We start from the raw sequence: 25156 nt of genomic DNA, 5'->3' as shown, positions 1-25156 counted from the left end.
GCACCTGCCGCCGCTCGCGTCGTCGCACCGCGCGGTGGCGACGGCGTCAGGGGCGGGGGAGGCGGGCGGACGTGGAACCATGCCGCCGTGACGTCGCTGCTCCTCGCCTCCGCCTCCCCCGCCCGCCTGGCCACCCTGCGCGCGGCCGGGCTCGACCCCGCCGTCCTCGTCTCCGGCGTCGACGAGCCCGCCGTCGTCGAGCGCTACGGCGTCACCGAGGCCGAGGACGTCTGCCTCGTGCTGGCCAAGGCGAAGGCCGAGGACGTCGCGGCGGACGAGGACCGGCCCGAGGACGTCCTCGTCCTGGGCTGCGACTCGGTCCTGGCCGTCGACCTCGGGGAGGGCGTGGAGGTCCTCGGCAAACCCGCCGACGCCGCCGACGCCGTCCGGCGCTGGAAGGCGATGCGGGGCAGGAGCGGGGTCCTGCACACCGGGCACTGGCTCATCGACGACCGCGAGGACGGTTCGGGCGCCACGATCGGGGGCGTCGCGAGCGTGACGGTCCACTTCGCCGACGTCACCGACGCCGAGGTCGAGGCCTACGTCGCCACCGGCGAACCGCTGCAGGTGGCGGGGGCGTTCACGGTCGACGGGCTCGGCGGGGCGTTCGTGCGCGGGATCGAGGGCGACCACCACGCCGTGGTCGGCGTCTCGCTGCCGCTGCTGCGCGAGCTGGTCCGCGAGGCGGGTGTGGCGTGGCCGGACCTGTGGGCGCCGCGCCCGGCGTAGGCGCGGGTAGTCTCAGCCCTCGTCCCACCCCACCCTCGACCTCCCGGAGACGCCGCATGACCTCCCCCGAGCCGACCACCCCGACGTCGAGCACGGCGTCGGGGATCACGGGTCCGGTGACGAAGGTCCTCGTCGCCAACCGCGGGGAGATCGCGGTGCGCGTCGTGCGCGCCGCGCGGGACGCGGGCCTGGCGTCGGTGGCCGTCTACTCCGACGGCGACCGCGACGCGTTGCACGTGCGCAGCGCGGACGAGGCGTACGCCCTGGGCGGCACGTCGGCCAAGGACTCCTACCTCGACGGCTCCAAGATCGTCGAGGTCGCCCTGCGGGCCGGTGCGGACGCGGTGCACCCCGGTTACGGGTTCCTGTCGGAGAACGCGGGCTTCGCCCAGGCCGTGATGGACGCGGGCCTGACGTGGATCGGGCCGCCGCCGGCGGCCATCGAGGCCCTCGGCGACAAGGTCTCCGCCCGCCACCTCGCCGCGCGCGCCGGTGCCCCGCTGGTGGCCGGCACGCCGGACCCGGTCGCCGGGCCGGAGGAGGTGCTCGCGTTCGCCGACGAGCACGGTCTGCCCATCGCCATCAAGGCGGCGTTCGGCGGCGGTGGCCGGGGGCTGAAGGTGGCCCGCGCCCGTGCGGACGTCCCGGAGCTGTTCGCCTCCGCGGTCCGCGAGGCCGAGGCCGCGTTCGGGCGCGGGGAGTGCTTCGTCGAGCGCTACCTCGACCGGCCGCGGCACGTCGAGACCCAGGTGCTCGCCGACGCCCACGGCGGGGCCGTCGTCGTCTCCACCCGCGACTGCTCCCTGCAGCGGCGGCACCAGAAGCTCGTCGAGGAGGCGCCCGCGCCGTTCCTCACCCCCGAGCAGGACGCCGAACTGCGCCGCGCCTCGCTCGCGATCGTCGCCGAGGCCGGGTACGTCGGGGCCGGGACGGTGGAGTTCCTCGTCGCCGCCGACGGGACGCTGGCGTTCCTGGAGGTCAACACCCGCCTGCAGGTCGAGCACCCCGTGACCGAGGAGGTCAGCGGGATCGACCTCGTCACCGAGCAGTTCCGCATCGCCCGCGGCGAGCACCTGGGGTACTCCGAGGTCCCCACCCGCGGGCACTCCATCGAGTTCCGCATCAACGGCGAGGACCCCGGCGCGAACTTCCTGCCCCGTCCGGGCAAGCTCACCCGGTTCTCGTTGCCGTCCGGTCCCGGGGTGCGCGTCGACACCGGCATCGACCCGCGGGCGGCGGCCGTCAGCGGTGGGGTGGAGATCTCCCAGGACTTCGACTCGCTGCTGGCCAAGCTGATCGTGACCGGCGCCACGCGCGAGCAGGCGCTGGCCCGCGCGGCCCGCGCGCTGGCGGAGTTCGTCGTCGAGGGCGTGCCGACGGTCATCCCCTTCCACCGCACCGTCGTGACGGACCCGGCGTTCGCGGCGACGAGCGCGGAGGGTTTCACCGTCCACACGCGCTGGATCGAGTCCCCGGAGTTCGACAAGTCCACGATGCCGGGTTCGGGCGCGCTGGAGGCGTCCGAAGGCGCTGCGGCGCACCGGGAGACGATCGTGGTCGAGGTCGCCGGCAAGCGCCTGGAGGTGTCGATCCCGGTCGAGCAGCTCAACGCGCAGCTGTCCCGGGCCGGGCACGAGATCTCCCGCGCCGGTGTCGCCACGGGGGCTGCGGTGGCACGCGCCTACCGCTCGGCCACGCACCGCGGCCAGAAGAAGAGCAAGGGCGGCGGGTCGGCGCAGAACCCGCACGCGCTCGTCACCCCCATGCAGGGGACGATCGTGAAGATCGACGTGGCCGAGGGCGACACGGTGGCCGAGGGCGACCTCGTCGCCGTCCTGGAGGCCATGAAGATGGAGCAGCCGCTGCTGGCCCACCGCTCCGGGGTGGTCTCCGGCCTCGCGGCCAAACCCGGTGACACCACGACGACCGGTGCCGTCCTCTGCGAGATCGTCGACGCCTGAACGGCACCGGGTCGGGGCCCGTGACGACACGGACCCCGACCCGGTGACGGTGGATCACTCACCCGTCACGTGCAGTTGCCGCGCGGCCTCGGCGATCGACCCCGACAACGAGGGGTAGATCGTGAAGGCGTGGGCCACGTCGTCGACGTTGAGCCGCTTCTCGACGGCCAGGGTGACGGGGAAGATCAGCTCGCTGGCCCGCGGGGCCACGACGACACCGCCGATGACGGTGCCGGACCCGGTGCGGCAGAACAGCTTCACGAACCCGTCGTGGATGCCCAGCATCTTGGCCCGGGCGTTCGTGGACAGCGGCAGCTTGATGATCTCCCCCTGCGCCTCACCGGAGTCGATCTGCGCCTGCGTCCAGCCGACGGTCGCGATCTCCGGGGAGGTGAAGACGGTGGAGGCGACCGAGCGCAGCTTCAGCGGGGCGACGGTGTCCCCGAGCGCGTGCCACATCGCGATCCGGCCCTGCATGGCGGCGACGGAGGCCAGCGGGAAGACGCCGGTGCAGTCCCCGGCCGCGTACACGCCGCGGGTGGAGGTGCGCGAGACCTTGTCGACGTCGACGTGCCCGGACTCCGACGTCCACACCCCGGCCTCCTCCAGGCCGATGCCGGCGGTGTTCGGGACCGCGCCGACGGCGACGATGCAGTGCGAGCCCTCAACGGTGCGTCCGTCGGCGAGGGTGACGACGACCCGGTCGCCGTGGCGCCGCACGCTCTGCGCGCGCGAGCGGGACATGACGTCCATGCCGCGGCGGCGGAACACGCCCTCGAGGACCTCGGCGGCGTCGGCGTCCTCCCCGGGCAGGACGCGGTCGCGGGAGGACACGAGCGTGACGTGCGCCCCGAGGGCGTCGTAGGCGTTGGCGAACTCCGCCCCCGTCACGCCGGAGCCGACGACGACGAGGTGCTCGGGCAGCTCGGTGAGGTCGTACACCTGCTTCCAGGTGAGGATGCGCTCGCCGTCGGGCTGGGCGTCGGGCAGGGTCCGCGGGCTGGCCCCGACCGAGACGAGGACGACGTCGGCCTCGACGCGGGCGCCCTCGTCCTCCCCCTCGCGCACGACGAGCGTCTGCGGGCCCTCCAGCGCACCGGCTCCGGACAGGATGCGGACGCCCTCCTTCTCCAGCCGGGCGCGCACGTCCATCGACTGGGCGAACGCGAGCGCCTTGACGCGGGCGTGGACCCGGGCGAGGTCGACGCTCACCGCGCCCTCGGGCTCGGTGTCGGGCGCCGTCCCGCCGGGGAAGCGCACCCCGAGCTCGGAGGCGCCGTCGACCGTCGCCATGAGCTCGGCGGTCGCGATGAGCGTCTTGGAGGGGACGACGTCGGTGAGCACGGTGGACCCGCCGAGGCCGTCGCGCTCGACGACGGTGACGTCGGCACCGAGCTGGGCCGCGACGAGCGCGGCCTCGTACCCGCCGGGGCCACCGCCGAGCACGGCGACCCGGGTGGCCTTTGCTGCTGCTGGGGACGCACTGGTGGGACTCACACCCCCATGCTCCCCTACCCTCTTGCTCCGTGCCCGTCCCCTCGCCCTCCTACGCCGCCTACGCGACCAACCTCGACCCCGAGGTCATGTCCCGGAAGGCCCCGCACTCCCCCCTGCGCTCGACGGGGTGGCTGCAGGACTGGCGGCTGACCTTCGGCGGGGAGGACCGCAGCTGGGAGGGCCCGCTGGCCACGGTCGTGGAGGGGCCCGGCGAGCAGGTCTACGTCGCCCTGTACGACCTCACCGAGGCCGACGAGACGCGTCTGGACGCCTCCGAGGGCATGGACATCGGCCTGTTCCGCAAGATCCGCGTGCGCGTGAAGACGCTCGAGGGCGACGTCGTGGCGTGGACGTACGTGCTGGACGACTACGAGGGCGGTCTGCCCACCGCGAAGTACCTCGGCCGGCTGGCCGAGGCCGCCGAGGCCGGGGGCGCCCCGCACGACTACGTCCTGGGGCTGCGGGCCCGTCCCTGCCGGTCCAACGACGCCTGAGCCGGCACTAGGGTTCCGCGCGTGACCGACACCTCGACCGACACCGCCCGGCGCGACACCGACCCGTTCACCCTCGCCGAGGAGTCCGCCGCGGCCCTGGCGCAGCGCTCGGGCGTGCCGCGGCACGACGTGGCCCTCGTGCTGGGCTCGGGCTGGGCGGCGGCGGCCGACCGGCTCGGGGAGGTCGTCGCCGAGGTGCCCGCCACCGAGCTGCCCGGTTTCCGCGCCGCCAGCGTCGTCGGTCACGCCGGGACGGTCCGCTCGATCCGGGTGGACCGCGAGGGCGCCGACCCGCTGCGGGCGCTGGTGCTGCCGCGCAGCCACTACTACGAGGGCCACGGCGTGCGGGCCGTGGCGCACGGCGTGCGCGTCGCCGCGGCCGCGGGCTGCCGCACGGTCGTGCTGACCAACGGCTGCGGCGGTCTGGACCGCTCGATCGCCCCCGGCTCCCCCGTGCTGATCTCCGACCACCTCAACCTCACCGGCGCCACGACGCTGGAGGGGCCGACGTTCGTCGACCTCACCGACCTGTACGCCGCCGAGCTGCGGGCCCTGGCCCGGACGGTGGACCCCTCGCTGCGCGAGGGGGTCTACGCCCAGTTCCACGGCCCGCAGTACGAGACGCCCGCCGAGGTGCGGATGGCCGGTGTCCTGGGCGCTTCCCTCGTCGGCATGTCGACCGCGCTGGAGGCCGTCGCGGCCCGCCACGCGGGGATGCGGGTGCTCGGGTTCTCCCTCGTGACGAACCTCGCGGCGGGCGTCTCGGACGAGCCGCTGTCCCACGAGGAGGTCCTGCAGGCCGGCCGGGACGCGGCCGGGCGCTGCGCGGACCTCCTCGCGGGGGTCGTCCCCCTGCTTTGAACCTGCCGTCAGCGCGCGGCGGCCCGCTGGTACTGGCGGGTCGCCAGCGGGACGAAGACGAGCAGGATGAGGACGATCCACGCCAGCGTGTAGAGCTCGGCGTTCTGGAGGGCCCACGACGTCGCTCCGGAGTCTGGACCGACGTTGCCGAACCGTTCCCGGACCGACTGCACGAGCGTGGAGACGGGGTTCCACGCGGCGATCGCCTTCAACGCCGCGGGGTAGCTCTCGATCGGGACGAACCCGTTCGTGAGGAACGTGAGCGGGAAGATCGTGATGAACGTCAGGTTGTTGAACGCCTCCGGGGTGCGGATGAGCAGCCCCAGCAGCGCCATGCACCACGAGATGGCGTAGGCGAAGAGCAGCAGCAGGCCGTAGGCGATGACCGCGTCGAGGACCGAGTTCCGGATCCGCCACCCGACGACCAGACCGGTCAACGACATGATGACGGTGACGATGACGTTGGTGGCGACGTCGGAGGTCGTACGCCCCACGAGCACCGCCGACTGCGCCATGGGCAGGGACCGGAACCGCTCGATGATCCCCTTCTGCATGTCGTCGGCGAGGCCGGCGCCGGTGATGGTCGCCCCGAAGATGACGGTCTGGGCGAAGATCCCCGGCACGAGGAACTCTCGGTAGTTCACCCCGGGCACGTCGATCGCCCCGCCGAAGACGTACCCGAACAGCAGGATGAACATGATGGGCGAGATGAGCGTCCCGACCAGCAGGTCCGGGATCCGCTTGATCTTGATGAGGTTGCGCTTGGCGACGACGGAGCCGTCGGCCAGGGCCGTCCCGAGGGAACTCACGCGTCCGCCCCTTCCTGCTCGGTGACCAGTTCCTCCGCCGGCTTCCCCGTGAGGGTGAGGAAGACGTCGTCCATCGTGGGCCGGCGCAGCCCCGCGTCGAGGGGGACGACCCCCACCTGCTCCAGGCGGCGCAGCCCGTCGACCAGCGTGGGCGTCCCGCCGCTGACGGGCACGGTGACGCGCCGGGCGCGCCGGTCGACCTGCACCTCGCCCACGGCCAGCGGCTGCAGGGCCTCCACGGTCGTGCCGACCTCGTGGTCGGCGGCCACGACCAGTTCCACGCGCTGCCCACCGACCTGCGTCTTCAGCTCGTCGGCCGTGCCGCGCGCGATGACCCGGCCGTGGTCGATGACCACGATGTCGTCGGCGAGGCGTTCGGCCTCCTCCAGGTACTGCGTCGTCAGCAGCAGCGTCGTGCCGCCGCTGACCATCGTCGTCAGCAGCTCCCACATGTCGTTGCGCGAACGCGGGTCCAGCCCCGTCGTCGGCTCGTCGAGGAACAGCACGGGCGGTTGGGCCACCAGCGCCCCGGCGAGGTCGAGGCGGCGGCGCATCCCGCCGGAATACGTCTTGGCGACGCGGTGCGCGGCGTCGGTGAGGCGGAACTGCTCCAGCAGCTCCCTCGCCCGCTCGCGCGAGCGCCTGCGGCCCAGGTGGTAGAGCCGCCCGACCATGTCGAGGTTCTCGAACCCGGTGAGGTTCTCGTCCACCGCGGCGTACTGACCCGACAGCCCGATGCGCCGGCGCACCTCGCGCGGGTCCGCCACGACGTCGACGCCCGCGACCGTCGCGGTCCCCTCGTCGGGGACCAGCAGCGTCGTGAGCATCCGCACCGTGGTCGTCTTGCCGGCGCCGTTGGGCCCCAGCAGGGCCAGCACCGTCCCCTCGGGGACGTCGACGTCGACCCCCGCCACCGCGGTGACGTCGCCGTACCGCTTCACCAACCCGCGGGCTTCGACCGCCCGCGCCTGCCCCGCCCGACCCGTCATGGACCCGACCCTAGAGACGACCTCCGACACCACGCCCACTCCTGTCCCCGACCCGCTCGCAGCCGCCTGCCGGCTCCACCCCCACGACCCGGGAGCGGGGCGGAACTCATCGGCGGGACGGGACGCGCGACCTCAGGCCCCCTCGGTGCTGCGCAGGACGCCCATCATCGCCCACTCGTCGGGCGGTTCCCCCGGTTCCCGGACGCACGCGGCCAGGCCCGCCAGCAGCGCGGGGGCGTCGAGCCCGGCACCGATGAGCACGAGCTCCGTCGTCCGCGCCGAACCCCGCGGCCAGGGCCCGCGGGTGAACCGCACGGCCGCCCCGACGGTCTGCAGCAGGTACCGCTCGTCCGCGCCGGCGAACCGGACGGGTCCCTTGACGCGGAACACCCCCGGGGGCCGGTCGTCGAGGAAGGCCGTGAACCGGCGCGGGTCCAGCGGTTCGGGGCTGCGGAACTCCACGGCGTCGTAGCAGGAGTGCAGGTGCTCGGCCTCGTCGGGCACCGCCTCCCCCAGCGCGAGCTGCCGCGTGCGCGGGGGCCCGGCCTCGAACAGCAGCCGCGGGTCGAGGGACCCGCGGGCGGCGGGCACGAGCGGCGCCCACGGGTTCAGCTCCCGGCAGCGGGCGCTCAGCCGCGCCACGGCCGCACCGTCGAGCAGGTCGGTCTTGGCGAGGATGACGACGTCGGCCATCGCGACGTGGTCGTCGAGCTGCCGGTGGCGCCGCCGGACGGTCTCGAACTCGACCCCGTCCACGACGACCACCAGACCGCCGTACCGGACACCGGGCACCGTGCTGGCCAGGACCTGCCGCACCATCGCCGCGGGGTCGGCGACCCCGCTGGCCTCCACGACGACCGCGTCCAGCGCGTCCCGTCCCCGCCGGGCCGTCAGCCGCGCCAGGAGCTCGTCGACGGTGCCGTCCTCGGTGGAGCAGCACAGGCAGCCGTTCTCCAGCGACACGGTGCTGTCCGCCCACCCGGACACGAGCATCGCGTCGACGCCGACGGCGCCGAAGTCGTTGACGACGACGCCGAGCCGCACGTCGGCGGCCGAGCGCAGGAGGTGGTTGAGCACCGTCGTCTTGCCGGCGCCGAGGAACCCGGCGAGGACGACGACGGGGGTGCTCACGCCGCCCATGCTCGCACCGTCCGCCCGGCCCCTCCCCCCGCACCGCCCCTCGTAGGCTGCGGCCCGTGAGCGCACCGTTGAACGACCGGGTCAGTGCCAGCGTGGAGGCGTGGATCGAGGACGACCCCGACGAGCGGGACCGGACGGAGCTGCAGACCCTGCTCGACGCGTCGCGGGCCGGCTCGGCCGAGGCCACCGCCGAGCTGCGGGACCGTTTCCGCGGGCCGCTGGAGTTCGGCACGGCGGGGCTGCGCGGCCGCGTCGGCGCCGGGGAGCACCGGATGAACCGCGCCGTCGTCCAGCGCGCCGCGGCGGGTCTGGGTGCCTGGCTCACCGAGCGGTTCCCGCGGCCGCGCGTCGTCGTGGGTCTCGACGCCCGCCACGGCTCGCGGGAGTTCGCCGACGACTCCGCCGCGGTGCTGACGGCGGCCGGGTGCGAGGTGCTGCTGCTGCCGCGGCCCCTGCCGACACCCGTGCTGGCGTTCGCCGTGCGGCACCTGGACGCCGACGCGGGCGTGATGGTCACCGCGAGCCACAACCCGGCGGCCGACAACGGGTACAAGGTCTACCTCGGTGCCCGGGCCACCGGGACCGAGGGCCGCGGGGTGCAGATCGTGCCGCCCGTGGACGCCGAGATCGCCGAGCGCATCGCGGCGGTCGGGCGGTTGCGGGACCTGCCCCGCGCCGACGGGGGGTGGACCGTGCTCGGCGACGACGTCGTGGCGGACTACCTGTCTGCGATCGGGTCGGCGGTCGGTGCGGGAACCCCCGGGCGCGACCCGCGGATCGTGGTCACCGCGATGCACGGCGTCGGGGGTCCGGTGCTGCTGGAGGTGCTGCGCCGCGGCGGTTTCACCGACGTCCACTCCGTCACCGAGCAGGCCGACCCCGACCCGGCGTTCCCGACGGTGCCGTTCCCGAACCCGGAGGAACCCGGCGCGCTGGACCGCGCCGTGGCTCTGGCGCAGCACATCGGGGCCGACGTCGTGCTGGCCGTGGACCCCGACGCGGACCGGTGCTGCGTCGCCGTGCCGACCCCCGACGGTTTCCGTCAGCTCACCGGTGACGAACTCGGCAGGTTGCTGGGTCAGGAACTCGCCACGCCTGGCGCAGTCCTGGCCTGCTCGGTCGTCAGTTCCCAGGCGCTGCAGCGGGTCGCGGCCCGCACGGGGGCCCGGTTCACCTCCGCCCTGACGGGGTTCAAGTGGATCGCCCGGGTCCCGGAGCTGACGTTCGGCTACGAGGAGGCCATCGGCTACTGCGTCGCGCCGGAGGTCGTGCGCGACAAGGACGGCATCTCGGCCTCCCTGCTCGTCGCCACCGTCGTGCGGCGCGAGCTCGGCGCGGGCCGCACGCTGCCCGACGTCCTCGACGACCTGGACCGCGCCGACGGCGTGCACCTCACCGCGCCCGTGACGGTGCGGGTCGACGACCTCGCCGTCATCCCCGCGACGATGGCCCGGCTGCGCGCCGAACCCCCGGCGGCGCTCGGCGGTTCGCCGGTGACGTCGGCCGAGGACCTCGCCGACGGTCTCGACGGGCTGCCGCCGACCGACGGCCTGCGGTTCCGCACGGCCGACGGGACCCGCGTCGTCGTCCGCCCCAGCGGCACCGAACCCAAGCTGAAGTGCTACTGCGAGGTCGTCGCCGACGTGCCGGCCGGGGCGGACCTGGCCGCGGTGCGGGCCGGTGCCCGCGAGCGCCTCGACGCGGTCCTGGCCGACGTGCGAGCGGCCACGGCCTGATTCCCCGGAACGCGTGACGCATCGACTGTCGATGTGTCACGCTCACGCCATGGCGTATCGATTGTCGATGGTCCCGCGGATCGCGCGGCGGTTCGGGGTCCACACACGGCCGCACGTCATCACGTTGTGCGCCTTCTTCTCGCGGCGCATCGGCGCCCTCTGCCTCGTCGTCGCGGCCGCCATCGCGCTGAGCCCCGTGCCCACCTCGCTCGACCTGCCGGTCACCCCCTCGGGTGGGGCCGTGACGGGAACCGCGGACGGGACGGTCCTCTACCCCGCACCACCCCCGGGCAGCACCGTCCGCGACGAGGGCTCCGCCGTGAGCCCGGTGCTGCGCGTGGACGGGGGCGCCGTCGAACGCCTGCTGGCAGCGGCCGGCACCCCGCTCGCGTGGACCGCCGTCGGGGTGGCACTCGTCTGGCTGACCCCCCTGCTGCGGCGGTTCGCCGAAGGCGACCCGTTCGCGCCGGGGAACGCCGGCCGGTTGCGCGGGATCGCCGTGGCCGCGCTCGTCGCGACCCACGTCGCCCCGCTGCTCACGCCGCTGGCCACGGTGCTCGCGCTGCACCGGCTCGGCGGGTCGGGCTGGTCGCCCGCGTGGGGGTTCCCCCTGCACACCTCGCTGGTGCTCGTGCTCCTGCTCTTCCTGCTGGCCGGCGCGCTCGACGTGGGCCGGCGCCTGCAGACCGACAGCGAGGGGCTCGTGTGAGCGAGGACGCCCCGCACCGCGTCGTCTGCCACCTCGACCGGCTGCTCACCGACCGCGGGATGACGCTGGCCGAGCTCGCCGCCCGTGTCGGGGTGACCGTCGTGAACCTGTCGGTGCTCAAGAACGACCGGGCCCGCGCGGTCCGCTTCTCGACCCTGACGGCGATCTGCGACGTGCTGCAGTGCCAGCCCGGCGACCTGTTCAGCGTGCAGCCGCGGTGAGCGGGACACCCGGCGGGCAGGAGGATCACCCAGTGGACAGCACCGGCCGCCGGACCGCCCCGATCGCGACTCCCACCCCGCTGGACGCGCGCAGCCCGGCGCCGGACGTGGCGCGTGGGGCGCTGCTGCTGCTCATCGCGGTGGCGAACGCGCCCCTGCACCTGTGGGGCACGGCCCCGGGCGCGTTCGGCGCGCACCCGGTCGAAGGCGGGGTGGCCGACCGGGTCGTGCAGACCCTCGCGCTGGTGCTCGTCGACGGCCGGACGTACCCGGTGTTCGCCTTCCTGTTCGGGTACGGGATCGTCCAGCTGCACCGGCGCCAGCACACCGCGGGCGTCCCCCACGACGAGGCGCGGCGGCTGCTGCGCCGCCGGCACGGGTGGATGGTCGCGTTCGGCGCCGTGCACGCTCTGCTGCTGTGGTCCGGCGACGTCATCGGCGCCTACGGTCTCATCGGGCTCGTCCTGACCGCGGCGTTCCTCGACCGGCGTGACCGGACGATCGCGGTGTGGGTCGGGATCCTGACCGGTCTGCTGCTGCTGTCGACGGCCCTGGTGGGTGCGTGGGCGAGCGCCACCGCCCCGACCGGTCCCGCGACGGTCGACGGCGACCTGACGGCGCTGCCGGAACCGGCGGCCATGGAGGACCACCTGCTCGCGGCCGCGGTGCGGTTCGGGTACTGGCTGCTCCAGCTGCTGCTGGACTGGCTGCTGCTGGTCATGCCGCTCGCCGTGCTGGTGGCCTTCCTCGCCGCTCGCCACCAGGTGCTGGAACGGCCCGCGGACCACCTGCGGCTGCTGAGGTGGACCGCGGTGACCGGCATCGCGGTGGGGTGGGGGGCAGGGTCGGTCACGGCCCTGCAGAACCTCGGGGTGCTGAGGGCCGACGGGTCCGTGGGGCTCGGCCTGCTCCTGCTGCAGAACTGCGCGGGGCTGGCCTGCGGCCTGGGGTACGCCGCCCTGTTCGGTCTCCTGGCCGTCCGGTGGGGTGCACGGCGCGGGCCCGTGGTCCGGGCGTTGCAGGCCACCGGACGCCGGTCGATGACCTGCTACCTCGCGCAGTCGGTGGTGTTCGCACCGCTGATGAGCGCGTGGGGGCTGGGGTGGGGGCAGCACCTGTCGAGCTGGTCGATCGCGCTGGTCGCGGTCGCCACGTGGGCGGCGACGGTGGCGCTGGCCGTGGCGCTGGAACGAGCCGGGCGGCGCGGGCCGGCCGAGACGCTGCTGCGCCGGCTGACCTACCCGCGCCCGGCGGTGGCGGACGCGCGCTGACCCGGCACCCGCCTCGGGCCGCGCATCACACGACGTCGACGAACACCGGGTTCGTGTAGCACCACAGGTCGTCCCACGGGTCGGAGTCCCCGATGCGGTCGACGCGGGGGTGCCCGTCGGCGTCGGCGTGGCGGCCGTCGCTGCCGCGGAACCGGACGTAGAGGGGGTCGGCCACGTTGCGCAGGACGGTCCGGAACACCTGCCGGCCGGTCGCGCGGGCGGGGACCTCGAAGCTCTCGACGACCCGGGTGCCGGGGGCCTCGAACAGGTCGCGGTCGGTGTCGGCGACCCGGCCGGTGACGGTGCCGACGATGACGTCCCAGCGCGCCGACCGGGGCACCTCGCCGCTGCCGTTGGCCTCGGTGGCGGGGTCGACGCGCAGTTCCACCTCGACGTCCCCGCCCCGCTCGACGGTGGTGCGGGCGCCGAACGTGACGCCGGGGCCGGGGCCGGTGCGCACGCGTCCCTCGACGGCGCGTACGAGCCCGCCGTGGACGACGAAGACGCGGCCTGAGCGCAGCGCGGCCATGACCGACCGGTAGTCGCGGGTGGTCGACCCGACGCAGGTGCGGGAGTAGAACCCCGGGGCGAAGTCGACGTACCCGTGCTGCACGACGCCCGTCTCGACGGGCTCCCCGCGCGAGCCGTGCCGGCGGTAGTGCTCGGCGGAGGGGTTGCCGACGGCGACGGTGTCGCCGATGTCGAAGTGGTTGTCGGAGTTCGCGGTGATCCACCACGGCAGGCCCTCGGCGAGCAGGGAGTCCCACAACCCGCCCATCCGGGCGGTCCCGGCGTCGAACCCGCCCCACGTGCGGTACTGGTCGAGGTCGTAGCCGGGGAAGGACGCCGGACCGGGCACCTCGTCGTACTGGCCCCGACCGCGGCCGCGACCCAGCGGCGCGGGCAGCGCAGCGGCCTGGTGGCCCGGGGCCCCCTCCCAGCCGACGAACAGGCCGGGGGCGGCGTCGCGCCAGCCCCGCACCTTCGACGGGGAGACCCGGCCCGTGCGCATGGGGTGGTTGGACAGCACGAGCGCCTCGCCGACCGGGCCGGTGCGCAGCTCCTCGGCGAGCCAGGCGAGGGCGTCCAGGCCCAGCTGCTCGGCGACCGGGCCGGCCTCGAAGGTGTCCTGGATGCGCCGCGGCCCGCCAGGGTTGTGCCGGGCGGACAGGACCTCGCCGTCGAACGTCCGCTCGAAGCGCTGCAGCAGGTCCGGGGTGCCCTCGTGCTCGGGGGCGATGAACGTGGCGTGCTCGGCGCCGGGGATGTTCCACTCCATGCCCTGGAAGACGAGGACGTCGTGGCGTCGGCGGGCCTGCGCGATGAGCGGCGTCTGGAGGGCGACGGACTGCTTGGCGTGGTCGGGGCCGCCGTGGTCGGTGATGACCATCCAGTCCAGCCCGCACGCGTGGCCGCGGCGCACCTGGTCGTCGACGGAGTACATGGCGTCGCGGGAGAACGTCGTGTGGATGTGGTGGTCCCCGGCGTACCAGGCGTACTCGCGGTCGTCCCCCGGCGTGGACGCCGGGTCGGCGGGCAGCGGGTGCGCGTGGGAGTGGGGGTGGGCGTGCTCGTGCGGGTGCTCGTGCGGGTGGGCGGCCACGGTCCCACCCTCTCAGTGCGCCGGACGCATCCCCCGAACGGCCCTCTCAGAACACAGGAACCTCAGTAGACTCACGCTTCGTGAGCGCTTCGCTACCGGATGCTGTCGTGGGACTGTCCGCCCCCCGGGAGTCCCCGCTGCGCGTGACCACCCTGGACCTGCCCGCCGCCGCCGACTCCCTGGCCGCCTCCCCCCCGCCCGTCCCGGGCACGAGCACCCTGCCCGACGAGGTCCCCGGCCTCGTCCTGGCCGACGGCCCCGGCGGCGCCGCCGGGACGACCGGCGACCTGCTCGACGTGCTCGCCCCCACGACGGGTGAACGCCTCCTGCGGGTGGAGGACACCAGCCCGGACCTGGCCCGCGACATCGCCGCGGCCGTCGCCGGCACGAGCCGCACCGACTGGGCGTGGCTCTCGGCCCAGGACCGGGCGCGGTTCCTCTTCGCCGTCTCCGACGTCCTCGGCGGGCACGTGCGGGCGCTCGCCGTCACGGCCGCGCTGACGACCGGTCGCCCCCTGGCCGCCGGGTTCACCCTCGACGTCCCGGCGGCGCACACCGCCGCGTTCTCCGCCGCCGGCTGGGCCGACAAGCTCGAGAGCGTCGGCGCCGCGCACCGCCCCGGCGGTGGCGTCGTCGTGCTCCTGACCACCTGGCGCACGAGCACCGCGGACACCCTCAGCGCCGTCGTCGCCGCCCTCGCGACCGGCTGCGGCGTCGTGCTGCGGGCCCGGCCCGCGGCCGCGGCGAGCGCGCGGCAGTTCGTCCGGCTCCTGGAGGAGGCCGGGCTGCCCGCCGGGCTCGTCCGCTCCGCGCCGGGCGCCGACGCCGCGACGGACGCGACCCTGTGGGCCCACCCCGACCTCGTCGCGGTCCGCGCCGACGGCTCCGCCGACGACCTGCGCGCGGTGGGCGTGGCGCTCGCCGGGCGCGGCACGCCCCTGCTGCAGCGCCCCGACGCCCCGCACGTGGACGTCGTCCTCGCCGGAGCCGACCTCGAGGCCGTGTCGCTGGCCCTCGTGGAGGCCGCGATCGGCGGCGCCCACGAGCGGCCCGGCGGGTCCCGCGTGCTCGCCCACCGCTCCGTCGTCGACGCGCTCGTGGAGCGCGTGGCGCCGGTGGTCTCGCGGCTGCGCACCGGCCACCCGCTGGACCGGGCCACCGCCGTCGGCCCCGTCCCCACCCCGCACCTGGCCCGGGCCGCGCGCGAGGTCCTCGACGCCACGGCCGGCCTGCCGGCGGGGCTCCCCGCCGGCGGGTGGTGGGCACCGCCGGGGGTCGCGACCGTCGGGCGGCACAGCGCGTGGCCGCCGCCGGGTCCCGTCCCGGGGGTCCGGTCGATCCGCTCCGCCGACGACGCGCTGACCCACCTCGCGGGCGCCGGGTCGGTCACCGTGTGGGGCGGGGAGCTCGGCACCGAGGTGCCCGCCCCGCCGGACCCGCGCCAGGACGCCCTGGACCTGCTCCGGGCGTGCCGTGGGTGAACGCCCCCTCCGGCCCCGTTCCCCCGCGCACGGCGCCGCCCGGCGCGGGCGGGCGCTGCTGGCCGCCGCCGCCGAGGTGGAGTCCGGTCGCCAGCGCTTCGTCGAGCAGGTGCGCCGCGCGCACCGCTGCCGGATCTCCGAGGCGGTCGCGCAGGTGGACGGGTGCGTCGACACGATCGTGCGGTGGGCCGGGTGGGCCGACAAGCTCGACCTCGTCCTGCCCGTCGCGGCCGGCGGCCGGCGCCCGCCCCCGCTCGCCGTCCTGCCGCCCGAGGAGTTCCTCGGCGCGGCCCGCGTCCTGTGCTCGGCGCTCGCGGCGGGCGCGCGGTGCGTCGTCGCCCACGAGTCCGCGGCGGTCGCCGCCCTCGTCGACGTCGTGGCCGCGGAGTTCCCCGCCGAGGCCGTGACCGTCGTGGCCCGCGACCCCGGCACCGTCCGCGAGCTCGCCGCGACCGTGACGCTGCTGGACGTGCGGGCGGCCCCCGACGACTGGGACGCCGGGCTGCGCCGGGCGTGCGCGGAGGCCGGCACCCGCGTCCTGCCCCCGCTGCCCCCCGACCACCTCGCCGACCTCGACGACCTCGCGCTGGTCGGCCCGCTGTTCACCGGCGCCGTCCGGCCCGCCTGAGCGGACGCGGGCGTCCCGGGCAGGAGCCGCGGAGGATCCGTGCGCAGCGCGTGGACGTCCCGCACCCGTCCCCCGCACCGCTCCGGGGAAACCCTGAGGCGACCCTGAAGTTCTTGCCGCACAGGTGCTTCGACTGACCTGGCGTGCATACGGTCTGGGCGTGGACATCCCCTTCTCCCTCCCGGACCCGTTCGGCGCGGGCCGCCTGGCCGATCTGCTCGTGCTGGCCCTGGCGGTGCTCGTCGTGGTCCTGGCCGCCCGCTCCGGGTGGCGCCGCGGGGCCTCGCGCCTCGTCCTGACCCTGCTCGGTCTGGGGGCCGGGGCCTGGGTCGGTCTGAGCCTCGCCGTCCGCATCGACGCGCGGTGGCCGCAGACCGGCTGGACCGCGCTCGCCCTGCTCGCCGGCGCCGTCCTCGTCCTGGCCGTCGTCGGGGCCGGCCTGGGCGGGGCGCTGGGCACCGCCCTGGCCCGGGCGCTGGGGGCGGTGCACCTGCGGGTGCTCGACCGCAGCGTCGGCGCGGTCCTGCGCGGTGGGCTCGCCGTGCTGGTCCTGGCCCTCGTCCTGCCGCTGCTGCCGGGGAGCCCGGTCGCCGCCCCGGGCGGGTTCGACGGGTTCGACCGGTTCGACGGTCTGGACCGTGCCCGGCAGGTCGTCGTCAGCGCGTTCGACGGGGCCGGGCCCACGGTCGGGCGGGTCCTGGACGCCGTCCCGGGCCGCTGACCCGTCCGGACCGCTCCCCTCAGCCCCGCCGGCGCCGTGGTCGCGCCGAGCGGGGTGGGGCCTGGCGCAACCGGTCCCGCACCGGGCCCAGCACCGCGCTGAGCGCACCGAGATCGCCGTCGGGCACCGCCTCCACCAGCAGGCTGCGCACCACCTCCACGTGCCCGGGCATGACGTCGGCGAGCAGGGCCCGGCCGTCGTCGGTCAGCCGCACGACGGTGCTGCGTTCGTCCTGCGGGGACGGTTCGCGGGCGATGAGGCCCCGCTTCTCGAGCTGGCCGGCCTGGTAGGTGAACCCGCTGCGGCTGAAGACGATGCGGTCGGCCAGGTCCGTCATGCGGTACTGCGGTGCCCCGGGAGCGGCGAGCAGCGCGAGCACCTGGAACTGCACCGGGCTGAGGTCGCCGTCGGTGCGCAGCTGGTCGGCGACGGCCTGCTGGAGCAGGTTGCCGACCTCGGTGAGGGCGAGGTACGCCGCGAGCTGCTGGTCGCTGAGTCCGTTGCGGTCCACGCCGGCAGCCTACTTGCGTCGAATTCAAAGCAGCTCTACTCTCCTCGTATGCTTCGAATTCGGAGCACTAGACGAGAGGAGCGCACCGTGCGCGCAGTCCAGGTCACCCGCTTCGGCACCCCCGACGTCCTGCAGGTCGCCGAGGTCGACCGGCCCGTCCCCGGCCCCGGCGAGGTCCTCGTCCGGGTCGCCGGCACCACCTTCAACGCCGTCGACGCCGCCATCCGCTCCGGCGTCATGACCGACCTCATCCCCGTGGAGCTGCCCTACACCCCCGGCCTGGAGGTGTCGGGAACCGTGGTGGTGGACGACGTGGAGACGGACGAGCACGTCGTCGCCTTCCTCGGCGTCCCCGTCGGCGGCGGGGCCGCGCAGTTCGCCGCCGTGCCCCGCGAGCTGCTCGTCCCGGCGCCGGCGTCGGTACCGCTGGCCGACGCCGCCGTCCTGCCCGTCGCCGGCCTCACCGCCTTCCAGGGCCTGTTCGACCACGGCCGCCTGCGGGCCGGGGAACGCGTCCTGGTCAACGGCGCGGGCGGGGGCGTCGGCGGTTTCGCGGTGCAGCTGGCCAAGCGCGCCGGCGCCCACGTGATCGCCACGGCCGGCCCACGCAGCCGGGACACCGTCCTGGCCCGCGGCGCGGACGAGGTCGTCGACTACACCACCACGTCGCTGACCGACGCCCTCGACGGACCCGTCGACCTGCTGTTCAACAACGTCTCCGGGGACCCGGCGCAGCTGAGCCGCCTCACCGACCTCGTGCGCCCGGGCGGGCGCGCCGTGAGCGCCCCGCCGCTGCCGCTGACCGACGACGAGGCGCGCGACGTGCGCTGGACCGTCCTGTACGTCCGCAACGACACCAAGCAGCTGGCCGAACTGGTCCGCGCCGTCGATGCCGGGGAACTCCTCCTGGACGTCTCCCAGCGCCGCCCCCTGGCCGACCTCGCCGCGGTCCACGCGGACGGGGAGGCCGGCCGGTTCCGCGGCCGCGTCGTCGTGACGCTCTGACCGCCCGGAAACCCCTCGCCGGGAGTTCGCGCCCGAACCTGACCTCGACGACGTGACCATCGAGGGGCACCCCTCCGACCCGCTGACCCGGCTCGGCTGGGACGAGGACCGGGACCGGCGCTGGGCGGTGTTCCACGCAGGGCTGCCCACCGGTTCCACGGCGGGTTCCGGCACGCGTTCCCCGGCGGGGAACCCGGGTGCTGCGGGCCCGCGTCGTGCGGGTGCACCGCGGGGCGTGCGACGTGCAGACCCCGCTCGGCCCGCAGCGGGTCGAGGTCCCTGCGGGGGCACTCGTGCCCGAACCCACCACGGGCGGCTGGGTCGGCCCCTCGCTCGACGACCCGGTCGGGGCCCGACCCGTCGGAGTCCTGCCCCGGCGGACGGTCCTCGCGCGGGCCTCGGTGACGGGGCGTTCGGCCGAGCACGTGCTGGCGGCGAACGTCGACACGGTCGTCGTCGCGATCGGCGCGCCGTCGCGGACGACGAACGGCCGGGTCGAACGGTTCCTCGCCCTGGCGTGGAACTGCGGGGCGCACCCCGTGGTCGCCCTGACCGAGAGCGACCTCGTTCCCGCCCACGACCTCGAACGGGTCGCCGAACGGGTGCGGACCGACGCGGTCGGGGTCGAGGTCGTCCCGGTCCGCCAGGACGATCCCGCCACGATCGCGGAACTGCGGAACCACCTGCGGGGCACCGTCGTCCTCCTCGGCTCCTCGGGTGCGGGCAAGTCCACGCCGGCCGACCTCCTGCTCGGTGAGGACCGCTTCGCGGTCAGAGCGGTCCGTTCGGCGGACGGCAAGGGCCGGCACGCGACGGTGACGTGGGAACTGCACCCCGTCCCGGGTGACGGCGCACCGCTCGTCCTCGTCGACACCCCCGGCCTGCGCAGCCTCGGGGTCTCCGACGTCGGGGTGTTCGACCGGCATCGCCTGGAGAACCTGCGCACGCCCGAGCGGGAGCGGGCGTGGTTCGCCGGCCGGACCGACGCGCGCCTGGCCGCCGACCGGCACCGGGAGGGGAAGAGGATCGCGAAGGCGAACCGCGACCGCTACAGCTGACGGGAGGCCACGCGGGGTTCCCGGCCGAGCCACCCGGACAGCCGCACGTGCGCGGGGGCGTCGTCCGGGACGGCGACCGGCGGGTCGAAGGGGAAACCGTCCCGCTGGGCCGGGACGACGCGCCGGGCGATCTCCAGGACCCCGGCGAGGAACTCCTCCTCCAGCAGGTCCTGCCGCCCCGTCGCGACGGCGAGGTCCACGGCGTGGGTGGCGAACTCCTGGACGTAGATCGTCGCGCCGACCGCGCCCGGCACGTCGCCGGCCGGGTGGTGCACCGTGGCCGTCAGCACGGCGTCGTCGGCCCAGGCCGCGCGGACACCGTCGACCCCGGCGGCGTAGGCGGCGGCGAAACCCTCGTCGGGTTCGGCCGTCAGCACCGTCGGCAGGTCGGAGGCGTACCCGCCGCGGGCGATGTGGGCGACGCGGTGCGTCACGGCGACGAGGTGGCCGAGCAGGTCGCCCACCGTCCACTCCGTGCACGGGGTCGGGTCCTGGTGAGCGGCGACGGGGACGGCGTCGAGCACACGGCCGGCGAGGTCGGCGGCGCGGAGCATGGTCTGACGGGGGTCCTCTGCGGTGATCATGACGGCAGCTTCCGCCCTGAACACGACACCTCTCGTCACCTTTCCCTGACACCCTCACCGGGTGCGCGCCGACCGCCTCCTGTCCCTGCTCTTCCTGCTGCAGACGCACGGGCGCTGCACGGCGCCCGACCTCGCCCGACGCCTGGAGGTCTCCACGCGCACCGTCCTGCGCGACGTGGAGGCGCTGTCCGCGGCGGGCGTGCCGGTCTGGACCGAACGCGGCCGCGGCGGCGGCATCTCGCTGGTGGAGAACTGGCGCACCGACGTCACGGGGTTCACCACCGCCGAGGCGCGCGCGCTGTTCTCCGGCTCCGCCGGCACGGGCGACCCGCAACGGCCCGCCTGGGAGTCGGCCGTCCGCAAGCTGCTCGCCGCGACGCCGTCGGCCCAACGCGCCCCCTTCGCCCGGGCGGCCGAGCGCATCCTGGTCGAACCCGCCGGGTGGCGCTCGCGCGAGGAACGGCCCGAGCACCTGGCACCGCTGCAGGAGGCGGTGTTCTCGGCCCGCCGCGTCCGGCTGCGCTACCGCTCGGCCGGCGCCACCCGCGTCACGACGCGCACGCTGGACCCGCTCGGCCTCGTCGCCAAGGGCGGCACCTGGTACCTCGTCGCCGCCCCGGCGGAGGCGGGCCGGGACTGGGAACGGCTGTTCCGCGTGGACCGGGTGGTGGGCGTCGACGTGCTCGACGACCCCGTCCCGGCCGACCTGCCGGCCCTGCCCGCGGTGTGGGAGCGGCTGCGCGAGCAGGTGGAACGTCCCGCGAGCGCAGGGGTGCGGGTCCGGCTGCGCGTGGCGGCCGCCGACGCCGGGATGCTGCTGCGCATCGCCGACGCCCAGCTGGTCTCCGAGCCCGTCGTGCGCGAGCTGCCGGTCCTCGAGGGCGAACGGCTCGTGGAGGTGAGCGCCGCGTTCCGCGCGCTGCCGGCCGCCCGGGCCGTCCTGCTGGGCCTGGGCCGCCTCGTCGTGGTCCTCGAACCCCCCGAGCTCGTCGCCGACCTCGTGGCGACGGCCCGGGACGTCCTCGCGACGTACGCCCCGGGGTGAGGGTCAGGCGAAGGCGGGCCGGATGACGTCGCTCGCCAGCGCGACCCGGTCGGGGAAGGGCAGGAACGACCCGGACAGCGCCGTGATCGTCGCCCGCTCGACGTCGGCGAGGTCCCAGCCGGCCTCCTCCACGAGCAGCGCGAACTCCCGCGACAGCGAGGTCCCGGACATGAGCCGGTTGTCGGTGTTGACGCTGATGGAGAACCCCAGGTCCTTCAGCAGCGTGATCGGGTGCTCGGCCACGCTCGTGGCCGCCCCCGTCTGCACGTTGCTCGACGGGCACAGCTCCAGCACGACCCCGCGGTCGCGCACCCACGTGGCCAGGCGGCCGAGCGTCGCGTTCGGCAGCCCGTGCGCGTCGTGGCCCTCGTGCACGGTGACGTCCTCGACGATGCGGACGCCGTGCCCGATGCGCTCGGCGCCGCACGGGTGCAGGGCGTCGGCGATGCTCGGCAGGCCGAAGGCCTCCCCGGCGTGGATGGTCACGGGGAAGTTCTCGGCGTGCAGGCGGTCGAAGGCGGCGAGGTGGTTCGAGGGCGGGAACCCGATCTCGGCGCCGGCGATGTCGAACCCGACGACCCCGGTGTCGCGGTGGCGCAGCGCGAGCTCGGCGATCTCCAGACCGCGGTCGGCGTGCCGCATCGCGGTGACGAGCGTGCCGACCCGGACGGGCGTCCCGGCCGCGGCGGCCTGCTGCTCCCCGCGACGCATGCCCTCCTCGACGGCCTCGACGACCTCGTCGAGGGACAGACCGCCCTGCAGGTGCTGCTCGGGGGCGTACCGCAGCTCCCCGTAGACGACGCCGTCGGCGGCGAGGTCGAGGACGGCCTCGGTCGCGACGCGGGCCAGCGACTCGCGGTCCTGCATGACGGCGATGGTGTGGTCGAACGTCTCGAGGTACCGCACGAGCGTGCCGGAGTCCGCGGCGTCGCGGAACCACGCGCGCAGCTCCTCCGGGTCCGTCGTCGGCAGCCGGTGGCCGTTCTGCGCGGCGATCTCCACGATCGTCGCCGGACGCAGACCACCGTCGAGGTGGTCGTGCAGGGACACCTTGGGCAGGGCCCGCACGCGGTCGAGGGTGGTCTGGTCCTGCGTCGGGGAGGTCGTCTCGCTCACGGTTCCGATCCTGCCAGTTCCGGGGTGGGCCGCCTGCGCGCGGCCGACCGCAGCTCGATGCGCTGCCCGGCCGCCGTGGCCGACAGCAGCAGCACGGCCCCGAGCACCCCGGCGAGCCCGAGGGCGTCGCCCGCGAGGACGACGCCGAACAGCACCGCCCACAACGGTTCGGTCCCCAGCAGCAGGCTCGCCCGCGCGGCCGAGGTCCGGCGCACGGCCCAGGACTGCGCGAGGAAGGCGAAGACGCTGCACCCCAGCGCCAGGTACGCCACCCCGGCCCACTGCCCGGCACCGGCCGACGCCGCGAACCCGACGGTCGCCGAGGGGGACAGCGCGAGACCCCCGACCGCGCCCACGACGGTCTGGACGAACGTCAGGCCGCGCAGGTCCAGCCGGACGCGCCGGGTGACCCGCCCGATCGCCGTCACGTGGCAGGCCCGCACGACGGCCGCGGCCAGCACCAGCAGGTCACCGGCCGTGGGTGTGCGCCACCCGCCCCCGCCCACGAGGAGCGCGACGCCCACGACCGCGACGAGGGCGGCGGCGAAGAACGACGGCGGCAGCCAGGACCGGGTCCACAGCCCCTCGACCGCGGGGGTGAGCAGGATGGTCGTGGAGATGAGCAGACCGGCGTTGGTCGCGCTGGTCCCCGCCACCCCGAACGTCTCCAGCAGCAGGACCGCCGCCTGCGAGCACCCCAGGACCAGCCCCCAGCGCAGCTCGTGCCGGCCGACGCGGGCCCGGGTGAGGACGACGACGACCGCGAGCGCGAGCGCCGCGCCGACGTAGCGCAGCGTGAGGACGGGCAGCACCGCGTCCGTACCCGCACCGCTGTCGAGCAGCGCCTTGGCCGCGAGGTAGCTGCTGCCCCACACCACCGCGACGCCCAGCAGCAGGGCGTCCACCCGTCGGTCTCGCACCCCTGCAGCGTCCAGGCGGGCAACCGTCCAGTCCAGGTCGATCTGCTCAACGCCGGCATTAGCATCCCTTCATGGACGAGCGGCAGTTGACCGTGCTGCGCGAGCTCGCCGAGCGCGGCACCCTCGTCGCCGTCGCCCGCGCCCTGCACGTCACCCCGTCCGCCGTGTCGCAGCAGCTGGCGGCGCTGCAACGGTCCTGCCCCGTCCCGCTGACCGAGCGACGGGGCCGCCAGCTCGCCCTCACCCCGGCCGGGGAGGCGCTGGCCGGCGCGGCCGTGGACGTCGCGACCGCCCTGGACGCCGCCCGCCGCGCCGTGGGCGACCACCTCGACTCGGCCCGCACCCCCGTCTCCGTCGCCGCCTTCCACTCGGCGGCGCTGGCCTGGTTCGGGCCGCTGCTCACCGCCCTGGACGGCACCCCGCCGCTGCGCTGCACCGACGAGGACGTCGCCCAGGACGCCTTCCCCGCCCTCGTCGCCGACCACGACGTCGTCGTGGCCCACCGCCCCGAGGCCTCCCCCGCCTGGCCCACCCGCAGGGTGCGGGTCGTGCCGCTGCTGCTGGAACCCCTGCACGTGGCGCTGGCGGTGGGCCACCCGCTGGCGCAGCGCGAGGAGCTGCGGGTCGCCGACGTCGCGGCCGAGCGGTGAATCTCCGTGCACGAGGGGTTCCCGCTGGCCGGTGCCCTCGACGCCGTCGCCGTCGCCGCGCACCGCCCCCTCGACGTCGTCCACCGCATCAACGAGTTCTTCGTCGCGGCGTCCGTCGTCGCGGCCGGGGACGCGATCGCCCTGATACCGGCCCGCACGAGCCGCCCCGGGCCGGACGTGGTGCTGCGCCCCCTGGCCGACGTGAGCGTGAACCGGCGCGTGGACGCGCTGCTGCGCCCGGAGGCCCTCGCCCGGCGCGGTGTGCGGACCGTCCTGGACGCCCTGCGCGACGTCGCCCGCTCCGAGGCGGACCCGGCCCGGGCGTGAACGGGTCGACCTGCAGCGCGCTGCAGGTCCTGGCGTGAGGTCGTGACCCGGAGCACCGGCACAGGCCGAACCCCGACGGTGGCCCCGTGACCAGCGGCGTGGTCCGCAGCGACACCCGCTCCAGCACCCGGTCCGGCACCGAGAACTCGACACCGACGACGTGTTCGGCGACGACGGCGGGGAGTCGCAGTCGCCCGCGGACGGGGGTGGACCGGCCACCGGCCGCACCCCGCCCCGGGGTCCCCCGGGCCCGGCTACCGTGCGCGGGTGCGCGCGAGAACGTGGGTCCTGCTGGCCGGGGCGGTCCTGTCCGAGGTCACGGCGACCTTGGCCCTGCGGGCGGCGAACGACCGGCCGGGGTGGTTCGTCCTCGTCGTGGCCGGGTACGCGGCGGCGTTCGTCCTGCTGGCCGCGGTGCTGCGCACCGGCCTGTCGCTCGGGGTGGCCTACGGGTTGTGGGCCGCGACCGGCGTCACCCTCACCGCGGTGGCGGGGGCGTTCCTGTTCGCCGAACCCCTCACCCCGGTGATGGGCGGCGGGATCGCCCTCGTCGTCGCCGGTGTGCTCCTGGTGGAGCTCGGGGCGCGCCACCCGCGGGAGGAACGGTGACCTGGCTGCTCCTGGCCGGTGCGGTGGTGTTCGAGGTGGCCGCGACCGCCGTGCTGAGGGTTTCCGACGGGGGGCGGCGGCGCCGGTGGCTGCCCGTCGTGGCCGGTGGGTACCTGGTGTCGTTCGGTTTCCTCTCCTTCGCGCTGCGGGCCGGGATGCCCGTCGGGATCGCCTACGGGGTGTGGTCGGCGGTCGGCATCGCCCTGACCGCGCTGCTGTCCCGGGCGGTGTTCGGGGACCCGCTGACCCGCACGACGGCCCTCGGCCTGGCCCTCATCGCCGCCGGGGTGGTGCTCGTCGAACTCGGCGCCCGCTGAACTCCCCGGGCCCGCCCGGGAACTCACCCGTTCTGCCGCCGCCGGCCGTAGCAGAGGGTGGCCGAGGCCGCCGTCCGAGGGAAACCCGGTGCGCCGGAAGGGTGGCCAAGATCATCTCTCGTCACGTACGGTGCACGCGTCCTGGCAGGATCCCGGTCATCCCA

25 protein-coding genes and 1 pseudogene are annotated in these 25156 nt (G+C 75.5%); 17 read left to right on the top strand and 9 right to left on the bottom strand.

Annotated elements, in window-relative coordinates:
- Positions 1–87: 87 nt before the first annotated feature.
- Positions 88–729, top strand: coding sequence for a Maf family protein (locus tag AB2L28_RS11245; RefSeq protein ID WP_370718819.1), 642 nt, complete (start codon positions 88–90; stop codon positions 727–729).
- A gap of 116 nt (positions 730–845) precedes the next feature.
- The gene (locus AB2L28_RS11240) at positions 846–2690 is read left to right on the top strand and encodes an acetyl/propionyl/methylcrotonyl-CoA carboxylase subunit alpha (RefSeq protein WP_370718858.1); all 1845 of its coding nucleotides are present in this window, start codon (positions 846–848) and stop codon (positions 2688–2690) included.
- Between the two features lie 54 nt (positions 2691–2744).
- On the opposite strand, the gene AB2L28_RS11235 is transcribed toward AB2L28_RS11240, so the two are convergent.
- The gene (locus tag AB2L28_RS11235) at positions 2745–4187 is read right to left on the bottom strand and encodes an NAD(P)H-quinone dehydrogenase (RefSeq protein WP_370718818.1); all 1443 of its coding nucleotides are present in this window, start codon (positions 4185–4187) and stop codon (positions 2745–2747) included.
- A 29-nt stretch (positions 4188–4216) separates the two neighbouring features.
- Between AB2L28_RS11235 and AB2L28_RS11230 the strand changes: the two genes are divergently transcribed.
- Together AB2L28_RS11230 and AB2L28_RS11225 are read left to right on the top strand one after the other, a co-directional pair.
- The gene (locus AB2L28_RS11230; protein ID WP_370718817.1) at positions 4217–4681 is read left to right on the top strand and encodes a gamma-glutamylcyclotransferase family protein; all 465 of its coding nucleotides are present in this window, start codon (positions 4217–4219) and stop codon (positions 4679–4681) included.
- 21 nt (positions 4682–4702) lie between these two features.
- Positions 4703–5542, top strand: coding sequence for a purine-nucleoside phosphorylase (locus AB2L28_RS11225; RefSeq protein WP_370718816.1), 840 nt, complete (start codon positions 4703–4705; stop codon positions 5540–5542).
- Positions 5543–5550: 8 nt separating this feature from the next.
- Here the strand turns inward: AB2L28_RS11225 and AB2L28_RS11220 are convergent, their stop codons facing one another.
- The 3 genes from AB2L28_RS11220 to AB2L28_RS11210 all read right to left on the bottom strand — a co-directional run bounded on the left by AB2L28_RS11220 (position 5551) and on the right by AB2L28_RS11210 (position 8480).
- Positions 5551–6351, bottom strand: coding sequence for an ABC transporter permease (locus AB2L28_RS11220; RefSeq protein WP_370718815.1), 801 nt, complete (start codon positions 6349–6351; stop codon positions 5551–5553).
- Positions 6348–7340: an ATP-binding cassette domain-containing protein gene (locus AB2L28_RS11215; protein ID WP_370718814.1), complete on the bottom strand. Its 993-nt coding sequence runs from the start codon at positions 7338–7340 to the stop codon at positions 6348–6350. The genes AB2L28_RS11220 and AB2L28_RS11215 overlap by 4 nt, the downstream gene beginning before the upstream one ends.
- 132 nt (positions 7341–7472) lie before the next feature.
- Positions 7473–8480, bottom strand: coding sequence for a CobW family GTP-binding protein (locus AB2L28_RS11210; protein ID WP_370718813.1), 1008 nt, complete (start codon positions 8478–8480; stop codon positions 7473–7475).
- Between the two features lie 56 nt (positions 8481–8536).
- Between AB2L28_RS11210 and AB2L28_RS11205 the strand changes: the two genes are divergently transcribed.
- Genes AB2L28_RS11205 through AB2L28_RS11190 form a run of 4 tightly spaced genes read left to right on the top strand, consistent with a single transcriptional unit; the run spans position 8537 to position 12417 of the window.
- The gene (locus AB2L28_RS11205) at positions 8537–10216 is read left to right on the top strand and encodes a phospho-sugar mutase (RefSeq protein WP_370718812.1); all 1680 of its coding nucleotides are present in this window, start codon (positions 8537–8539) and stop codon (positions 10214–10216) included.
- A 49-nt stretch (positions 10217–10265) separates the two neighbouring features.
- A complete protein-coding gene (locus tag AB2L28_RS11200; RefSeq protein WP_370718811.1) occupies positions 10266–10925 on the top strand; it encodes a DUF2975 domain-containing protein in 660 nt (219 codons plus the stop codon).
- On the top strand, positions 10922–11146 hold the full coding sequence (locus AB2L28_RS11195; protein WP_370718810.1) for a helix-turn-helix domain-containing protein: 225 nt from the start codon (positions 10922–10924) through the stop codon (positions 11144–11146). Before AB2L28_RS11200 ends, AB2L28_RS11195 begins: the two co-directional genes overlap by 4 nt.
- 32 nt (positions 11147–11178) lie before the next feature.
- Positions 11179–12417 (top strand): DUF418 domain-containing protein, encoded by a 1239-nt coding sequence (locus AB2L28_RS11190; RefSeq protein WP_370718809.1) that lies wholly within the window; start codon positions 11179–11181, stop codon positions 12415–12417.
- A gap of 25 nt (positions 12418–12442) precedes the next feature.
- Here the strand turns inward: AB2L28_RS11190 and AB2L28_RS11185 are convergent, their stop codons facing one another.
- Positions 12443–14020 (bottom strand): PHP domain-containing protein, encoded by a 1578-nt coding sequence (locus AB2L28_RS11185; RefSeq protein ID WP_370718808.1) that lies wholly within the window; start codon positions 14018–14020, stop codon positions 12443–12445.
- Positions 14021–14127: 107 nt separating this feature from the next.
- On the opposite strand from AB2L28_RS11185, the gene AB2L28_RS11180 reads away from it, so the two are divergent.
- The 3 genes from AB2L28_RS11180 (at position 14128) to AB2L28_RS11170 (ending at position 16850) form a co-directional block, all read left to right on the top strand.
- Positions 14128–15501, top strand: a complete 1374-nt coding sequence (locus AB2L28_RS11180; protein ID WP_370718807.1) for an aldehyde dehydrogenase family protein — start codon at positions 14128–14130, stop codon at positions 15499–15501.
- Complete coding sequence (locus tag AB2L28_RS11175) at positions 15494–16129, top strand: hypothetical protein (RefSeq protein WP_370718806.1); 636 nt, start codon at positions 15494–15496, stop codon at positions 16127–16129. The genes AB2L28_RS11180 and AB2L28_RS11175 overlap by 8 nt, the downstream gene beginning before the upstream one ends.
- Before the next feature lie 160 nt (positions 16130–16289).
- The gene (locus tag AB2L28_RS11170; RefSeq protein WP_370718805.1) at positions 16290–16850 is read left to right on the top strand and encodes a CvpA family protein; all 561 of its coding nucleotides are present in this window, start codon (positions 16290–16292) and stop codon (positions 16848–16850) included.
- Positions 16851–16869: 19 nt separating this feature from the next.
- Here AB2L28_RS11170 and AB2L28_RS11165 read toward each other — a convergent pair whose 3' ends face one another.
- Complete coding sequence (locus tag AB2L28_RS11165; protein WP_370718804.1) at positions 16870–17361, bottom strand: MarR family winged helix-turn-helix transcriptional regulator; 492 nt, start codon at positions 17359–17361, stop codon at positions 16870–16872.
- An 87-nt stretch (positions 17362–17448) separates the two neighbouring features.
- Here AB2L28_RS11165 and AB2L28_RS11160 point away from each other — a divergent pair, with 87 nt between their 5' ends.
- Both AB2L28_RS11160 and rsgA read left to right on the top strand, forming a co-directional pair.
- The gene (locus AB2L28_RS11160; protein WP_370718803.1) at positions 17449–18366 is read left to right on the top strand and encodes an NADP-dependent oxidoreductase; all 918 of its coding nucleotides are present in this window, start codon (positions 17449–17451) and stop codon (positions 18364–18366) included.
- Between the two features lie 197 nt (positions 18367–18563).
- Entirely contained in the window at positions 18564–19424 is an 861-nt protein-coding gene (rsgA, locus tag AB2L28_RS11155) for a GTPase RsgA (RefSeq protein WP_370718802.1), read from the top strand.
- On the opposite strand, the gene AB2L28_RS11150 is transcribed toward rsgA, so the two are convergent.
- The gene (locus tag AB2L28_RS11150; protein WP_370718801.1) at positions 19415–20008 is read right to left on the bottom strand and encodes a TIGR03086 family metal-binding protein; all 594 of its coding nucleotides are present in this window, start codon (positions 20006–20008) and stop codon (positions 19415–19417) included. The genes rsgA and AB2L28_RS11150 overlap by 10 nt on opposite strands.
- Positions 20009–20069: 61 nt before the next feature.
- On the opposite strand from AB2L28_RS11150, the gene AB2L28_RS11145 reads away from it, so the two are divergent.
- Entirely contained in the window at positions 20070–21053 is a 984-nt protein-coding gene (locus AB2L28_RS11145) for a helix-turn-helix transcriptional regulator (RefSeq protein WP_370718800.1), read from the top strand.
- 3 nt (positions 21054–21056) lie between these two features.
- Here the strand turns inward: AB2L28_RS11145 and AB2L28_RS11140 are convergent, their stop codons facing one another.
- The gene (locus tag AB2L28_RS11140; RefSeq protein WP_370718799.1) at positions 21057–22169 is read right to left on the bottom strand and encodes an adenosine deaminase; all 1113 of its coding nucleotides are present in this window, start codon (positions 22167–22169) and stop codon (positions 21057–21059) included.
- Positions 22166–23089, bottom strand: a complete 924-nt coding sequence (locus tag AB2L28_RS11135; protein ID WP_370718798.1) for a DMT family transporter — start codon at positions 23087–23089, stop codon at positions 22166–22168. The genes AB2L28_RS11140 and AB2L28_RS11135 overlap by 4 nt, the downstream gene beginning before the upstream one ends.
- A gap of 71 nt (positions 23090–23160) precedes the next feature.
- On the opposite strand from AB2L28_RS11135, the pseudogene AB2L28_RS11130 reads away from it, so the two are divergent.
- From AB2L28_RS11130 to AB2L28_RS11120, 3 genes and pseudogenes are all read left to right on the top strand, one after another.
- Positions 23161–24066, top strand: a pseudogene (locus AB2L28_RS11130) (LysR family transcriptional regulator).
- Between the two features lie 267 nt (positions 24067–24333).
- Complete coding sequence (locus AB2L28_RS11125; protein WP_370718797.1) at positions 24334–24675, top strand: DMT family transporter; 342 nt, start codon at positions 24334–24336, stop codon at positions 24673–24675.
- Positions 24672–24992 (top strand): DMT family transporter, encoded by a 321-nt coding sequence (locus tag AB2L28_RS11120; RefSeq protein WP_370718796.1) that lies wholly within the window; start codon positions 24672–24674, stop codon positions 24990–24992. The genes AB2L28_RS11125 and AB2L28_RS11120 overlap by 4 nt, the downstream gene beginning before the upstream one ends.
- The last annotated feature ends 164 nt before the right edge of the window (positions 24993–25156 follow it).

Origin of the sequence: Kineococcus mangrovi, from assembly GCF_041320705.1 — a bacterium.
Lineage (GTDB): Bacteria > Actinomycetota > Actinomycetes > Actinomycetales > Kineococcaceae > Kineococcus > Kineococcus mangrovi.
The sequence above is the reverse complement of the archived record's forward strand: the minus strand, read 5'-3'. Positions and strand labels throughout refer to the sequence as shown.